The sequence below is a fragment of the Pauljensenia sp. C0170B4 genome (genome assembly GCF_056590235.1).
Window position 1 is genome coordinate 267429 of the sequence record NZ_JBWPVS010000003.1, and the last position, 15917, is coordinate 283345.

At 60.0% G+C, this 15917-nt stretch carries 11 protein-coding genes; 8 read left to right on the forward strand and 3 right to left on the reverse strand.

Annotation, left to right across the window (positions count from 1 at the left end):
• Nucleotides 1–235 precede the first annotated feature (235 nt).
• The 5 genes from AC1EJ1_RS05450 (at nucleotide 236) to rplI (ending at nucleotide 3614) form a co-directional block, all read left to right on the forward strand.
• Nucleotides 236–1687: an MATE family efflux transporter gene (locus AC1EJ1_RS05450; protein WP_480295500.1), complete on the forward strand. Its 1452-nt coding sequence runs from the start codon at nucleotides 236–238 to the stop codon at nucleotides 1685–1687.
• Nucleotides 1688–1882: 195 nt separating this feature from the next.
• Entirely contained in the window at nucleotides 1883–2173 is a 291-nt protein-coding gene (gene rpsF, locus AC1EJ1_RS05455; protein ID WP_058237602.1) for a 30S ribosomal protein S6, read from the forward strand.
• Between the two features lie 36 nt (nucleotides 2174–2209).
• Nucleotides 2210–2773, forward strand: a complete 564-nt coding sequence (locus AC1EJ1_RS05460; RefSeq protein WP_070726052.1) for a single-stranded DNA-binding protein — start codon at nucleotides 2210–2212, stop codon at nucleotides 2771–2773.
• A 116-nt stretch (nucleotides 2774–2889) separates the two neighbouring features.
• The gene (rpsR, locus tag AC1EJ1_RS05465; protein WP_058237600.1) at nucleotides 2890–3132 is read left to right on the forward strand and encodes a 30S ribosomal protein S18; all 243 of its coding nucleotides are present in this window, start codon (nucleotides 2890–2892) and stop codon (nucleotides 3130–3132) included.
• A 23-nt stretch (nucleotides 3133–3155) separates the two neighbouring features.
• Nucleotides 3156–3614 (forward strand): 50S ribosomal protein L9, encoded by a 459-nt coding sequence (gene rplI, locus AC1EJ1_RS05470; RefSeq protein WP_480295501.1) that lies wholly within the window; start codon nucleotides 3156–3158, stop codon nucleotides 3612–3614.
• Nucleotides 3615–3810: 196 nt separating this feature from the next.
• Here the strand turns inward: rplI and AC1EJ1_RS05475 are convergent, their stop codons facing one another.
• The 3 genes from AC1EJ1_RS05475 to AC1EJ1_RS05485 form a co-directional block, all read right to left on the reverse strand.
• Entirely contained in the window at nucleotides 3811–6159 is a 2349-nt protein-coding gene (locus AC1EJ1_RS05475) for a transglycosylase domain-containing protein (protein WP_058237598.1), read from the reverse strand.
• A 160-nt stretch (nucleotides 6160–6319) separates the two neighbouring features.
• Entirely contained in the window at nucleotides 6320–7789 is a 1470-nt protein-coding gene (gene gndA, locus AC1EJ1_RS05480) for an NADP-dependent phosphogluconate dehydrogenase (RefSeq protein WP_058237597.1), read from the reverse strand.
• Between the two features lie 132 nt (nucleotides 7790–7921).
• Nucleotides 7922–9346, reverse strand: a complete 1425-nt coding sequence (locus AC1EJ1_RS05485; RefSeq protein ID WP_082628699.1) for a CCA tRNA nucleotidyltransferase — start codon at nucleotides 9344–9346, stop codon at nucleotides 7922–7924.
• Between the two features lie 212 nt (nucleotides 9347–9558).
• On the opposite strand from AC1EJ1_RS05485, the gene AC1EJ1_RS05490 reads away from it, so the two are divergent.
• Genes AC1EJ1_RS05490 through murJ form a run of 3 tightly spaced genes read left to right on the forward strand, consistent with a single transcriptional unit; the run spans nucleotide 9559 to nucleotide 15916 of the window.
• Nucleotides 9559–10095: an NUDIX hydrolase gene (locus AC1EJ1_RS05490; protein ID WP_082628632.1), complete on the forward strand. Its 537-nt coding sequence runs from the start codon at nucleotides 9559–9561 to the stop codon at nucleotides 10093–10095.
• The gene (locus tag AC1EJ1_RS05495; protein WP_480295503.1) at nucleotides 10095–12608 is read left to right on the forward strand and encodes a DUF6049 family protein; all 2514 of its coding nucleotides are present in this window, start codon (nucleotides 10095–10097) and stop codon (nucleotides 12606–12608) included. Before AC1EJ1_RS05490 ends, AC1EJ1_RS05495 begins: the two co-directional genes overlap by 1 nt.
• The gene (gene murJ / locus AC1EJ1_RS05500) at nucleotides 12605–15916 is read left to right on the forward strand and encodes a murein biosynthesis integral membrane protein MurJ (protein ID WP_480295505.1); all 3312 of its coding nucleotides are present in this window, start codon (nucleotides 12605–12607) and stop codon (nucleotides 15914–15916) included. The genes AC1EJ1_RS05495 and murJ overlap by 4 nt, the downstream gene beginning before the upstream one ends.
• Nucleotide 15917: the final 1 nt, after the last annotated feature.

Consider the following 15917-nt stretch of genomic DNA (forward strand, 5'->3'; position numbering starts at 1 on the left):
ATCCTCTTTTTCCGCCTCACGCGAAGCTCTCAAGGATCACTTGATGTGGATAACGTGTGGATAGACTGTGGACAACTCGGCAGGTCGTCCACAGTACATGTGGATAAAGTTGGGACGGGGATCTGATCCCCACCACCATGCAAATCGCTCAAGAGGCGTTTTCATGCGGAACATCACCACCAGGTTGTCCACAGATCTATGCACAATGTGTGGACAACAAATAGGAGCGTAATCAGTGGATGAACAGAAGATGAATTCTTGCGACCCTCAAGATGAACATAAAGGTACGGTTTCATCCACGTCACACTCCTCTCACAGCGCCCCCACCACCCCCTCAGGGTCACTGACCCGTCAGATTCTGTCCCTCGCAATCCCGGCACTGGGAGCACTCGTCGCAGCACCCATCTTCACCCTCATCGACACCGCGATGGTGGGCCACCTTGGCACTGAAGAGCTGGCCGGCCTGGCCACCGCCACCACCATCGTCCAAACCATCGTCGGACTGTTCGTCTTTCTGGCCTATTCCACAACCGCGCTCGCTGCACAGGCACTCGGGGCCGGTGACAGCGTGCGCGCCATTCGCTCCGGTATTGAAGCAATGTGGCTGGCAGCCGGATGCGGCATTGTCACCGCATGCGGCTTGATCCTGGGCGGTCGGGCGCTCGTGGAAACCCTGGGCAATTCACCTGACGTCATGCCGCACGCGCTCGCCTACCTGCACACGGCCTCTCCCGGCCTGGTCGGAATGTTCGTTGTCCTGGCGGCCACAGGCACACTGCGCGGCCTGCTCGATACGACCACGCCGCTGTATGTTGCCGCCGGAGGTGCAGCACTCAACGTCGCCCTCAACGCGCTGTTCATCTACGGGCTGGACATGGGAATCGCCGGGTCGGGACTGGGAACCGCGCTGGCTCAGACACTGATGGCTGTCGTCCTTGTCGCCGTCATCTTGTCCAAAGCGCGAGGCCGGCACGTGTCCTTGCGGCCATCAGGAGCGGGAATCTGGAATGCGGCTCTGGACGGCGCTCCCCTGTTCGTGCGCACCGTCGCCATGAGGATCGCCACCATCGCCACCCTCATGGTTGCCACCTCCATTTCCGTCACCGCCTTGGCGGCACACCAGGTGGTCAACGCCGTGTGGATGTTCACCGCGCTGGCACTGGATGCGCTGGCCATCGCCGCGCAGGCATTGGTGGGCTTCGATCTGGGTGCCGGACGCCGCGAGCACCTGCGCACCCTGCTGCGCAAACTCACCGTGTGGGGCGCAGCTGTCGGCCTGATTCTCGCGGTACTCATCGCTGCTTCCAGCCCGTTTTTGCCTCACTTCTTCGGCTCTGACCCATCGATGCACCACATTGCGACATGGGCGCTGATTGCCAGCGCCTGCGCCATGCCGTTGGGAGGGGTCGTGTTTTTGCTTGACGGCGTCCTGATCGGCGCGGGGCACGGCAAGACCTTGGCCTTTGGCGGTGTCTTCATGATGGTGGTCTACCTTCCGTGTCTGTGGGCACTGGAGCGATGGATGGCTGCCCAGCGCATTGATGACGCACTGAGCCCAGCGGATCAAGGTATAGCAATGGTGGCGCTGTGGCTGATCTTCGGTTTCGTGTTCCTGGGGGTGCGCGGCCTCGTGAACGCGTGGCGCACCTGGTGGTCACCGCGCCGCGCTATTGCCGACCTGCACTGAACATGAGCCTCCTTGCCGGCCGTTGGATGTGGCGAACTCGACCGCACAGATTCACTCCGCGGGGTAGCTAAGAGAGCCTCGAAGCGACTAAAATGGACACTCGGACCGTGTTCTGCATAAGGGACACTGTCCACGCATTACCCTCCTGTCACGGAAAGTCCGTGACCGCTAAGACCATAGGAGGTGGGTACACACGTGCGTACATATGAACTGATGGTGATCCTCGATCCAACGATCGACGAGCGCACCGTCGTCCCCATGATGGAAAAGTTCCTGGCCCCTGTGAAAGCCAGCGACGGCTCCGTCGAAAAGGTGGACGTCTGGGGCAAGCGTCGTCTTGCCTACGACATTTTGAAGCAATCTGAAGGCATCTATGTTGTCATTAACATGACAGCAACGCCTGAGGCTGCACAGGAAGCAACACGTCTGATGGGCTTGAATGAGTCCATCCTGCGCCACAAACTGATGCGCCCTGACGCACGCTGAATTAAGAGCGTTTGACCACCCACCAAAGGAGTTGACATGGCTGGAGAACCTGTCGTCACAATCGTCGGAAACCTGACCAGAGATCCCGAATTGCGTTTCACGTCATCGGGAGTAGCCGTTGCCGACTTCTCGGTGGCAATGACCCCACGCTCGTTCGACCGCAGTGCGAACGAATGGCGCGACGGAGACACGCAGTTCTACCGTTGCTCCGTCTGGCGCGACGCGGCTGAGAACGTGGCCGAAACCCTGCGCAAAGGCATGCGCGTCATCGTCCAGGGTCGCCTGACTTTGCGGTCCTATGAAACGCGCGATGGCCAGCAGCGCAGTGAATTGTCCCTGCAGGTTGATGAGGTCGGCCCATCCTTGCGTTACGCAAAGGCTGAAGTGACCCGCATTCCTCGAGGCGATTCCGGCCAGGGCGGATACTCCCAGGGTGGATACCAGAGCCAGTCAGGCGCTGGCGCGCAAGGTGGTTCCGGCAGCTACCAGGGTGGATATGGTCAGCAACAAGGCAGCTACAATGCGCCCGCCGGAGGGTCCACTTCCGATCCGTGGCGCACCGAGGGAGCGTCCTCTTTCGGTGAAGAGCCGCCTTTCTAAATTCAATTGACGAGGGCGACGCTGATCTGACGCAACGCGCTTTCGCAATGCATTCTTATCGCTTCATTTTTCGTATGGGGTAATCACAGCGATTACCTGGATCCAAGGAGAACACTATGGCGAAGCCTCAACTTCGCAATAAGCCCATTAAGAAGAAGGCCAACCCGCTGAAGTCGGCCAAGATCGAATCCATTGACTACAAGGACACCGCTTTGCTGCGTAAGTTCATCTCGGACCGCGGCAAGATCCGTGCCCGCCGTGTCACTGGCGTATCCGTACAGGAACAGCGCCGCATCGCCAAGGCCGTCAAGAACGCCCGCGAGATGGCTCTGCTGCCGTACTCTTCGTCCGGTCGCTGAGATTCATAGGGAGGCTTTTTCTGATGGCAACAACGAAACTCATTTTGACCCACGATGTCGACAAGCTCGGTTCAGCCGGTGACGTTGTCGAGGTGAAGAGCGGTTACGCTCGCAACTACCTAGTTCCTCGCGGCCTTGCCACTGCATGGTCCAAGGGTGCTCAGCGCCAGATTGACGACATGGCTCGTGCTCGCCGCAAGCGCGAAATCGCGTCCGTCGACGATGCCCGCGTCGTGCGCGATCAGCTCCAGGAAGTCAAGTTCGTGACTGTTTCCGGCAAGACCGGTTCCAACGATCGACTCTTTGGCGCCGTTTCAAGTGCCGACATCGCTCAGGCCGTTCAGGATCAGATCGGCCAGACGATTGATCGCCGCAAGATCGTCATCCCTGCTCCGATCAAGACGCTGGGAGACTACACCGTCAAGGTCAACCTGCACTCTGAGGTGTCTGCAAACCTGCATGTCCGCGTCATCGCTGAGTGACAGTGACACACCACCGAGTGTGATCCCGGCGTTCCGATGAGTACTCCGTTTCTGTAAGGAGGCTCCGGGACGCCGGGCACATTCATACCGGGCCGCACCCGCGCAGTGGATTTTTTCCACACTGTGGGTGCGGCTCGATTTTCATGCAGTCGGATAGCCAACCGGCTAGGCCCACGTGCCCACCAGCGCCAGACGTCTAGGAGGATTGAGAGCCGCCCGTATCGTGGTCGTCATCGTGACCCTGACCAGGCTGGCTGGGCTGAGTCGGTTCAGCTGGTTCGGGTTGTGTGGGCTGAGTCGGTTCAGCTGGTTCGGGTTGTGTGGGCTGAGTCGGCTGGGTGGGCTGGACCGACTGAGGTTGTGTCGGCGTTGGTGGAGTGTTCTGTTGAACTGGGTTCGGTTCGGTGTACCACGAGTAGTCACCGTTAGGCAGGTCAGCAGTTGCAGCCTCCATGAATTTCACCCACACGTCAGCTGGCCAGTCGCCTCCGTGGAACTGATACAGGCCGCCGATGTTATCCAGCGAAACCGGGTTGCCGGCCTCGTCGGACTGATACATCGAGACACTGGCGACAAGGCCCGGAACCATTCCAACAAACTGTGCGGACTTCTGATCATCAGACGTACCGGACTTACCGGCCGCTTCACGTCCCAGAACTGCCGCCTTCTCACCGGTGCCACCCGGCTCCATCACTGCCTTGAGCGCCGGCATAATCGCGCTGACCGTCTCTGCATCAAAGACCTTTTCCGACTCAAGCTGCGCGCTGTAGACCTTGTTGCCAACAGAGTCACGCACCTCTCGCAGGATATGCGGGTTCATCCGTGTCCCGCCGTTGGCGATAGTGGCATACGCATGGGTGAGGTCAATGTTGTGCGTTGATGCCACACCCAACGTGTTGAGCAGCGTCGCATCGAGTCCGTTCGTGTCTTCAGGGATTCCCAGCTTCACGGCTGTGTCCACTGTCGCCTGCGGACCGACTTTCTCATTCAACGTCACAAAAGCCGTGTTGATTGAATAGGACGTTGCCTTAATCAACGACACATTACCCCACGAGGTGTTCCCCACGTTCGACACTGGTTCAGCCAGGCCGTCAAATGAGCGCGGTGAACTGCCATCAACCTGATCGTAGACACTGCCGCCCTGATCGGCATACGCCAGCAAGGTAAACGGCTTGAAGGTTGAACCGGCCTGTGCAATGTCATCAGTGACCGCATTACGTTGAACTTTTTGATAGTCACTGCCCGCAAACTCAGCGACGATCTCCCCCGTTGCAGGGTCAATGGCAGACAGCGCCACGTGCATGGAATCAGGGTTCCATCCCTCGACCTCGTTCATCATCTGGGCCGCATTGATTGCGGCTTCCTGACGAGCCTTGTCGATAGTGGTGATGATCGACAGGCCACCCGAATCGATCTGCTCATCAGTGAACGCACCTGTCTCGGCCAGCTCGCGACGCACCTGCTGCAGGAGGTAGCCGGTCGTCCCGGTCATTGACGAGGTCGTCTCCTGGAAATCAATGGTCTGCGGGAATTGCTGCTGATTTGCTTCCGCCTGGTCGATCCACCCGTCCTGCACCATCAGTGAGATGACTCGTTCCCACCGTGAGTGCGCCATATCAGGATCTTCTGCAGGATCCCACGCCGATGGTGCCGGGATGATCCCTGCCAGCAGCGCGGATTCTGACAGGGTCAGTTCTGATGCCGGATGTCCGAAAAAGACTTTCGAGGCTTCTTCGATGCCGTAGGCTCCCCGGCCGAAATAGATAGTATTGAGGTAGTTGCCCAGCACTTCGTCCTTGGTTTGCTCACGGTTGATCTTCACCGCCAGGACCGCTTCCTTGACCTTGCCTTTCAGCGAAGTAGTCTCACCCATGTAGTAGCGCTCCACGTACTGCTGGGTGAGCGTGGAGCCACCTTGTCGCGGCAGTCCTCTCAGATTATTGACGAGGGCACGCGCAATGCCTTTCAGATCTATTCCGGAGTTGGAATAGAAAGTGCGGTCTTCGGAGGCAACAACGGCCTGCCCCACATAGTCCGGCAATGTGGACGTGTCGATGATGGAGCGATTGATCTCAGAGAACTTCCCCATCTCGGAGGTGCCGTCCGCGTAATACACGGTGCTGGTCTGAGCCAAGGCCACCTGGTCGGCCTTGGGAATATCCAACGTGGCGTACAGGAACAGGAAGGATGCCAGTCCGGCAATAATGACGCCGAGGACGCTGAACACGAAGGCAAGGCCGATGCGTTTACCCCATGACCGCCTTTTGCGCCCATTCGCTGTGCGTCCACTGGTCTTGCGTGAGTTCGACCGGCTGGTTTCGCCTTTCCGCCCACCGGCATTGCCTGCCGCAGCGGAGCCAGCCTGCCTGGAAGTCCCGGGCGACGAGTTGGAAGCGGATGACCGATGGGTTCCTTCATGTCGCGCTGCGCGCTTGGGGAATGCCGGATCGGGACGCATCGCCCCTCGCGATGTGCCGTGCGATGAGCGGGACGAGTGACGCCCGTTCTTGGCCTCATCCGGATTCATCCTGCCGTTTTTCGACACGCGTTCACCTTTCGTTACAGGCACCGTCTCTATGAGCCTTGCCCTTCAGCGTAAGCATGTCGACGGTGATCGCGCCATGAACCGCGCCACTATTCCCCTCGTTTCACATGGAAATCCCAGCTTTTCCATGAAGGGAATCACACCTGGGTATGGTCCGAGCCTAGTCCCACTGTTCTTCAGGCTTGCCCTCGTCAGCCCACCGCGTGTGGAATGTTCCCTCGCGATCGACGCGCCGGTAGGTGTGCGCGCCGAAGAAATCACGCTGACCCTGAATCAGTGCTGCCGGCAGTCGGTCGGCACGCACCGTGTCGAAGTAGGCCAGGCACGACGAGAACACGGGGGTAGGAATGCCGTGCGTCGCTGCCAATGCCACAATCTTGCGCAGTGACGGGATGCATTCCTCGATCCGGGAGGCGAAGGGTTCGGCTGCCATGAGCAGAGGCAGATCGGGATCCTCGTCGTACGCCTGCCCAATGTCGGACAGGAACGTGGCACGAATGATGCATCCTGCGCGCCAGATCCGCGCCACAGAACCCTTGTCAATCGTCCAGTTGTAGGCGTGTGCCCCCTGAGCGATCTCATCGAATCCCTGTGAGTAGGCGATGATCTTGGAGGCGAACAGGGCGCGTCGTACGTCCTCAACAAAGGAGTCATGATCGGCCTGTTCCACCTTCAGTTCCTGGGCGTGGCCCTCCATGTGTTGTGCGGCTTCACGCTGCGTGGTCTGCGAGGATGCGCCGCGCGCAAAGGTTGCTTCAGCAATGGCGGTGACGGGAACTGCCAGGTCCAGCGCTGTTTGCACGGTCCACTTGCCGGTGCCTTTCTGCGATGCCTGGTCCACGATCATATCCACCAGCGGCTCACCTGTGCTTGCATCCTTGTGGCGCAGCACCTGCGCCGTGATCTCGATGAGGTACGAATTCAGCTCGCCCGCATTCCATTCGTCGAAAATGTCCGCCAGTTCGGACGGTGTAGCACCCATGCCGCGGCGCAGCACGTCGTAGGCCTCCGCGATGACCTGCATATCTGCGTATTCGATGCCGTTGTGTACCATCTTGACGAAGTGACCCGCGCCGTCAGCACCCACGTGCGTACAGCACGGCTCGCCGTCCACATGGGCGGAAATCGTTTCAAACATCGGGCCAAGGCGCTTGTAGGACTCTTCGGTTCCACCCGGCATGATGGACGGCCCCCACAGAGCACCTTCCTCACCGCCTGAAACGCCAGCACCGACAAAGTGCATCCCACGCTCACGCACCCACTTTTCACGGCGAATCGTGTCAGTGAACAGGGAGTTTCCACAGTCCACGATAATGTCACCCTCGTCCATGTGGTCCGCAAGCTGTTCGATGACCCAGTCAGTGGCCTCACCTGCCTGCACCATAATGATGGCCACGCGCGGCTTTTCGAGCGATTTCACGAAGTCTTCGGTGGTTTCCGAGGGAATGAAGATGCCCTCGGATCCGTCGCCATGTTGGTCCATGAGGCGCAGCGTGCGACCGGGTGAACGATTCGTCACCGCAGTGCGATACCCGTTGCGTGCGAGGTTACGCGCAAGATTCGACCCCATCACGCCCATTCCATACACGCCAATATCAGCACTTGCCGTTTCAGGTGAAGTAATCGTCATCGTGAGCTTCTTTCATCCTTTGTCGTGGCGCGAGGGCGTCCGATCCACGCTATGACGCCCTTCACATTGAGTGTACAGTCCGGCCACTGTTTTACGGTGCGAACGCCGTGCCTTGGGCGGCCGGCGGGTGTTTCAGTCCCTGGCACCCTGCTCGGTCCACCAGCGCAGTAGTTCCTCACGTGCCGCGTCCTGACCCATCGGGCCGTTCTCCATGCGCAGGTCCAGCAGGTGCTGGCGTGCTCGACCCACATCGCGGCCAGGTGGAATGTTGAGGATTTCCATGATCTGACTGCCATCCAGATCCGGCCGGATCGCATCGAGTTCTTCCTGTTCACGTAGTTGAGCGATGCGTGCTTCCAGATCGTCATAAGCGGCCGACAAGTGCATCGCTTTCCGGCGGTTGCGCGTCGTGCAGTCAGCTCGAGTGAGGCGGTGCAGGCGCTCCAACTGGTCACCAGCATCAGCAACGTAGCGGCGCACAGCCGAATCAGTCCAGGCCTGTTCGCCATAACCGTGGAAACGCAGATGCAGCGCCACCAGATGCGTCACCGCATCAACTGTGTGTCTGTCAAAGGTCAAGGCCTTGAGGCGTTTGCGCGTCAGTTTCGCGCCGACAATCTCGTGATGGTGGAACGACACGGTGCCGTCTTTTTCAAAGCGCCGCGTGGCAGGCTTGCCCACATCGTGCATGATCGCGGCCAGCCGCAAAATCAGGTCCGGTGCCGGCACAGCGCCATCGAGCCCGGTTTCCAGGTCCATCGCCTGATCGAGCACGGTCAGCGTGTGCTCGTACACGTCCTTGTGGCGACGGTGTTCGTCGCGCGTATCGACCAGTGCGTCCAGCTCCGGAATGACAACAGCTGCCACGCCGGTGTGCACCATGAGTTCGATGCCGCGCCGCGGGTACGGGCTGACCATCAGGCGTTCAAATTCGGCCCGGATCCGTTCGTTGGACACAATCGACAGCCGTGAGGCCATCGACTCCATCGCATCCATCACATCCATGTCGACGTCGATGCCCAGTTGGGCGGCAAAACGCGCCGCACGCATGATGCGCAGCGGGTCGTCGTCGAATGATTGTTGAGCGGTGACAGGTGTGCGCAGGCGTCCGTCGGCCAGATCGTCAAGACCGTGGTGAGGGTCCACAAGTGCCATCGTCGGCAGCCGCATCGCCATGGCGTTGACAGTGAAGTCTCTGCGCGTCAGGTCTCCCTCGAGCGTGTCTCCGAATGTGACGTCAGGCTTGCGTGAGCCGATGTCATACTCGTCGCACCTGTATGTGGTGATTTCCACAACGATGTGATCTTTGCGTGCTCCGATCGTGCCGAACTTCTTGCCGATGTCCCACACGGCGTCGGCCCACTTGCTGAGCAGCTCCTCGGTTTCGTCGGGGCGTGCCGATGTTGCGAAGTCGAAGTCATGCGGCGTCACGCCGAGGAACGCGTCGCGCACAGGTCCGCCCACCAGCGCAATTTCCTGGCCAGCGTCGTCAAAAAGGTGCGCCATTTCCAGTACTTGCGCAGGTAGATGGCTGAATGTGCGTTGAGCGTTGACCAGCAAAGCTGGCACGTCCTGAGATCCGACACCCTCGAGTGCGCGTGTCTTCACACCGTGTCCTTTCAGTTGCTGGCGGTCAGCGTGGGAACCGTGCTTGTGCGTATCCATTACGTACTAGAGTGCCACGTTTTCAGGCCTCGAAAAACCTCAGGAGCCGCGACGCAGGAATGTCACGTCACCCGCCATCGCTCCAAGACTAATAGAGTGGAACTATGTCAGCCCGTCGTTATGAGCGCCGTGTGGGGACACCTCGTCCCCCACGCCACCATGCCTCGATACGGGCGTATCACTCTGCCAGTTCCCGCCTGCCGATTGTGGGAGAAACATCGGCGGGCGGCCTCGTTATCGATGTTGTCAACGGTACCCCTTACGCGGCGATCATTGCGCGACGTAACCGGGCCGGCCGCATCGAATGGTGCCTGCCGAAAGGCCACCTGGAGGGACGCGAAACCGCTCAGGAAGCCGCATTGCGCGAAGTTGCGGAAGAGACGGGGATTACCGGACGGATCATTCGTCACCTCGCGTCGATCGACTACTGGTTTTCCTCTCCTGATCGGCGTGTTCACAAGGTGGTGCACCACTTCCTCATGGGCTACGTGTCGGGATCGATCACCGTGGAAATGGACCCTGATCACGAAGCTGAAGACGCGTCGTGGGTATCCTTGCAGCAGCTGATGCGCCAACTCGCCTATCCGAACGAGCGTCGTATCGTCAGAATCGCATTGGATCTTTTGTACCGGGACGTGTGATGAAGAGCCGCGCACGCGTTTTCTCCACGGTCGTCACTGCCATTGTGACTGCCGCGTGCCTGTGCGCGCCCGCGGGTGCCTCGAGCATGCCACTAACTGACACCAGTGCGCGTGTTGCTTCTTTTACTTCCACGTCCGAGGGTGACCCGTCCGGTATTCACACCACGCGCCCCAGCGTGCTCGGTGAAGCCGATGAGGGCGGCAATCTGCAGGTGTCGATCACGTCGATCACACCCACTGTCCTTGATGACACGTCAACGCTCACCGTGTCGGGCACATTGACGAACCTTTCGGGTGCACAGGCCACCTCGTCAACTGTGCTGCGCCTGTTCATGTCCGTCCATTCAGCGGTCGCGGCACCTGACCTGAGCGCATACTTTTCGGGCCACACTGATGCCGGCATCCCGGTAGCCGAACGCACCATCGACAGGCAGCTTGGCCCGCGTCAGAAAGTGGGTTTCACCTTGTCGGTTCCCGCCGAGGAGCTGCCGCTGGATGACAGTTTTGAGTGGGGGCCGCGCGGTATTTGCGTCCAGGCGCTGGCCACGACTGATGAGGGTGATATAGACGGTGAGGACCGCTCCGTGGTCGTGTGGGATTCTTACTATGAGCGTCAGCAGACACCCATATCGGTGCTGGTTCCTTTCACGTCGACTCAGGCATTTGGCTCCACGGAGCAGTGGAAAGCTCTCAGTGAACTTGCCCGCACACCAGGCGTGACACTGGCTGTTGATCCTGAAGCGTTGACCAGTTTTGTGCGCACCGGCATTCTTGACGCCGACGGGCGGCTGCGCTCACCGACTACGACCGCTGACCAGGCTCAATCTGCCGGGACAAGCGCCCAGCCGCAGTCGACTGCTCCGACCAGCCAGTCCCAATCCACTGCCCGTTCCGATTCTGATTCGGCCTCCCCGGCGCAATCCGGTAAAAGCAGCCAACCTGAAGGCACTCAGTCCGGCAGCGCGAACGGCACGGCGGCAGATGCAGGCTCTCAATCCGGCGATCAGCCTCAAAGCGGAAGCGCCGGTCCAGCAGAGATGACTCCGTTTCCTCATTGGCCTTCACCCAGGTACCCCACACCGTCATGGTGGCATTCACCGGCAACTTCCGCGTTTGTCTCGCGCGCACTGGACACCCTCGTCGGATCGGGGGGGCAGGTTGTTGCCCTGCCCAGCATGGATGCAGACCCCGCTCGGCTGCAAGAGCTAGGCGATGAGCGTCTGACCGAACTGGCGCGTGAGTCGATGAGCGTTTTCGGCACGCTGTCCACGCCCGAGCAGGTCGTCAATCAGGCCGGTCAGGCAGATTCGACCACATCACGCACTGGTTCAGCTCAGTCAGTCAGCGTCATCGGATCAGTGCTGTGGCCACGCTCATCGACTTTCGGGCTGTCCATGCTGCCGGAGTCAACTGGCCGCACGATCATTGCACCCGCCGGTGAAGTCGGGCCTCCCGAGGACGCCTCTTTCACATCCGTGACACGCGTCGAAGTCGATGCTGATGATGGTCACACCCACACGGAGGGCGCATCTGATTCGACTCGCACGGTGCTGACCTCGACTCGTGAGCTCACGGAGTTGCTGGCGTGGGATGCGCCTACAGACAGCGATGAGCTGGATGCGCGTCAGGCAGCCCAGGCAATGGGTGCTCTGATCACGCGTCAGCTTCCCAATATAGCCCGACCTCAGCTCGTGACCGTGGCGCGCAACACCGCCGTCAACTCCGAACTGGTATCACGTATCCGCTCCCTGACACAGTCGGACTGGATGGCACCGCGTTCCTTCGCCGAGATTGCAACGTCAGAGCCCACCGATACCGAGCGTGAAGATGTACATCCCACACCTGAGGTCCCTGACCATTGGGAGCACACACTGCACACGCTGAACGAAGCACGCGATCAGGCTGCAGCCTTGGCGACCGCACTCGACGAACCCCACCAGCTGACGAACGTCGTCAACGTGGCGATGCTCAACGCCGTCAGTGCAGGACACGACGATGATCACGCCATTGAGGCGGCGAAGAACCTGCAGGGAGCGATCAGCGAGCTGTACTCACTGGTCCATGCCGAACCATCAGCGACGATCAATGTCATTAACAAGACGGCCGCGTTCCCTGTGCGCGTGACGAATAAGCTACCGTGGACAATCACCGTCACCGCAACGCTGAAACCTGACGATGCGCGTCTTCGTGCGACACCCAGCGCCGCTCAGCCCCTCGAGGCGAACTCCACTGGTAACGTCGAAGTTCCAGTTCAGGCCATCGGATCGGGGAATATCGACGTCACCTACATTGTGGCCACACCGCGTGGCACCATACTCGATAGCTCTCAGTCCGTCATGGTACGTTTGCGCGCACAGTGGGAGGATATTGGGACGTGGTCAATCGCGGGGCTGGTTGCAGTGGCGTTCTGCGTCGGTTTGATTCGCAATGTGCGCTCGCAGTGGCGATCACGCGACCCGTTAGTGTCGTCGCGACGCAAGCACACACACTCAGATGATGGAGACACACCATGAACCAGTCACACGATGCATCTGATTCGCGTGCCCCCAGGCAGACGTCCCTGCTGAAGTCGTCAGCCATCATGGCGTCAGGCACCCTGGTCTCCCGCATCCTCGGATTCGTGCGAACCGCGCTGCTGATCATCGCGATCGGTGAAGGTGCCGGCTCCGTGTCAGCGACCTTCCAGGTGGCCAACACGCTGCCCAACACGGTCTACAACATTCTGGCGGCAGGTGTCATCGACGCTGTCCTCGTTCCGCAGATCGTGCGCGCACTGAAGTCGCGTTCTGGGGATCGTTACGTCTCGCGCCTCCTCACGCTGGCCGGACTGATCCTATTCGGCGTCACCATCGTGATGATGGTGGGCTCGCCGCTCCTGGTGACATTGTTCGCCTCCAGTTACGAGGGTCCCGCCCGCGCACTGACCATCACCTTCACATTGCTGTGTTTGCCGCAGATTTTCTTCTATGGGGTGTACAACCTGCTGGGCGAATTGCTGAACGCGCGCGGCATGTTCGGTCCCTATATGTGGGCGCCGGTGCTCAACAATGTCATCGCCATCCTGGGTCTGAGCATCTTCCTGATCTTGTGGGGCCCTCACCACGGTGTCTTCCCGATTGAAGAATTCACCTCTTCTCAGTTCTGGGTGCTGGCCGGATCGGCCACGCTCGGCGTGATCCTCCAGGCATTGATCTTGCTGATACCGCTGCGTCACGCTGACGTGAAGCTGCGCATCGACTGGCATTTCAAGGGCACGTCCTTCAAGTCCGCCTCACGCGTGGCCGGCTGGACGTTCGCCACGCTCGGCGTGAGCCAGATCGGCATTATTTCAACGACGAACCTGGCTACGCAGGCTGACCACTGGGCCACTCTGCATGACGCGTCCATTGCCGGTTACGTGGCCTACACGGCAGCGTTCATGGTGTACATGGTTCCTCAGTCATTGATCTCCGTGTCGCTGGCGACCGCGATCTTCACTCGGATGGCCAATGCGGTCACCGAAAATGATCACCGGGAGGTCGCGCGGAATTTCCACACAGGCGTCAATGTCATCACCTTGTTGACGCTGCTGGCTGCGGCCATTTTGATCGCGGCAGCTGTGCCGGTCATGCAGCTGGTGTTGCCGATGGCCTCGCCGGAGAATGTGCGCGCCTACGCGGCAGTGTTGATCGCCCTGATGCCGGGCGTTGCTTCGACCGGCATGGTGCTGATGAGCCAACGCGTCTTCTTCGCCTACGAGGATGCCAAACCTGTTTTCCTGATGGGAATCGTCCCGACGATCATTCAGATCATCGTCGGATGGTCAGTTTTCTTCCTGGCAGGACCCGGCTGGTGGACGATCGGGGCCAGCGCAGCTGAAACGGTGTGCCGACTCCTCCAGGGCTTTATCGCCGTCTTCTGGGTTGCGCGAAAGATTCGCTACGTCAACCCGGGTCTGATTGTCGCCAGCTATATCAAATACTTCACTGCCGCCGGTGTGGGGGGTCTGGCCGGTGGTGTGGCTATCTGGCTGATGGGGGCGTCCACCCCGATCGATCAGTGGGTGGCGCGTTGGCTGGTCGCAGCTGTGAAAGCCGTGGTGGTCGCCCTCGTCGTCACCATCGTGTTCGCATTGATGATGCGTCTGCTTGATCCTGCCTCCACCAGTGATGCTGTGCGCAAGGTGAACCGGCGACTACCCGTACCAGCGTTGATCCGCAAGGTGTTCGTCGTTGAAGGAGCGGGCGCCTCCACCGCCTCTTTTGCTTCACACGCACGTACCACCGTGCCGCAAGCCCCCGACGCTGAGCGCGACGAGTCGGATTCAGCTGCCGCAGATCGCGCGCAGCCGACAGCAGATTCTGGTGAGCAGCAAAGCACGCAGGCCGACGCGGTGGTGGACGGGTCCTCGCACGATACCGATTCGCAACGCACGCAGATTCACTTCTTTGACTGGTCAAAGTTCCTGGGTCGCGAGCAGGCTGAGGTTGGTCAGGAACTCACCGACGCGCAATACGACACCACTCTTCATGCTGACCCGTTCCCCGCTGACGCTCATCACAGTGATGACCCGGCCCAGGTGGAAGAAGATGCACAGATCCCCTCGAGCATTCTGCAAAGAGGGTTTTCACCTTCAGATCCGACGAACACGGGTGAGATGCCGGTGGTCAGCAGGTGGGGTGCCGCGGCGCCGGAGCCGGATGCTCAAGACGGCCTCGCCTCGGCGGTGACGCCCGACGAAGAGACTCCACACTTAGTACAATCCCAAGCGAACGACCTGCGCGCCTCTGAACCGACGCCAGCTCACACACCTAAGGAGCATCCCGTGCCCTACCCACCCGAACCTGATGAGAACGACGAACTCGATCAGTTTGGCTCTCATGAACATGGCGCTCATCAGCCCGCGCGTCCCAGCTTCGATGAGATTGCGTTCGGCAGGCTCACCGATCATGCCTCCTCGGGTCACGAGTCGAGTGATCACTCCGTGCCGCCGGCAGCTGCCGCTTCAGGTGGCATAGGTGCGGCCGGCACTCCAGGTACAGCCGGCACAGCAAGTACGACGGGAACAACCGAGGCTGCGGGAGCTGCGTCTGAGACCAGGCAATCTGCAGCAACCGAACAGCCCACAGCAACCGAGCAGCCCGAGCCGGCCTCGAACGCATCTTCGACGACAAGCCGTGCCCTCACCACGCGCATCAATCCCACGATTCCGACCGTGATTTTTGCGGCGATCCTGGTCATCGGTGGCGGGCTGTGGGGTGTCAAGACCATGCTCGCACCTGTATCCGGCGAAGGCTTCTCATTCAGTCCTACCCACAACGAGCAGGAATCCGGCCAATCTGCAGAACAGTCAGGATCCGGCCAGTCAGGATCCGATCAACCTGTCGAACCGGAAATCATCCGTCCGCAGGTCACCTCCGTGGATGCTTTGTCGTGGCGTAACGACAATGGTGACAACCCGGACCAGGCGATCTACGCCATCGACGGGAAACTGGACACCGCATGGAGGTCGCGTTCCTTCGACTACAACCAGTTCCCGCCCGATGAGATCGTCTCACTCAAACTGAACCTGCAGGAAAAGGCCACCGTGTCCAAGGTGACTGTCCACATGGCTCCGGGCACTACCGGAGGCGAGCTGGTCCTCACCTCCGTCGACCCGTCAGTTGACGTCACCGCTGCACGTCACGGCACAGAGCTAGCAACCACGGCAATGAGTCCGACAACTGACATCACATTACCGGAGCCTGTTGAGACCCAGGGCCTCGTGTTAATGTTCCGCTACATGCCCTCGTCTGACGAAGGTAGCAACCAGGCGTGGGTCTATGAAGTCACTGTGGAATGAC

Excerpts from the sequence above, each read along its gene's own strand:
- AC1EJ1_RS05490 (WP_082628632.1), top strand. The coding sequence starts at position 9,559 with ATGTCAGCCCGTCGTTATGAGCGCCGTGTGGGGACACCTCGTCCCCCA.
- AC1EJ1_RS05495 (WP_480295503.1), top strand. The coding sequence starts at position 10,095 with ATGAAGAGCCGCGCACGCGTTTTCTCCACGGTCGTCACTGCCATTGTG.
- gndA (WP_058237597.1), bottom strand. The coding sequence starts at position 7,789 with ATGACGATTACTTCACCTGAAACGGCAAGTGCTGATATTGGCGTGTAT.
- murJ (WP_480295505.1), top strand. The coding sequence starts at position 12,605 with ATGAACCAGTCACACGATGCATCTGATTCGCGTGCCCCCAGGCAGACG.
- rpsR (WP_058237600.1), top strand. The coding sequence starts at position 2,890 with ATGGCGAAGCCTCAACTTCGCAATAAGCCCATTAAGAAGAAGGCCAAC.
- rplI (WP_480295501.1), top strand. The coding sequence starts at position 3,156 with ATGGCAACAACGAAACTCATTTTGACCCACGATGTCGACAAGCTCGGT.
- AC1EJ1_RS05460 (WP_070726052.1), top strand. The coding sequence starts at position 2,210 with ATGGCTGGAGAACCTGTCGTCACAATCGTCGGAAACCTGACCAGAGAT.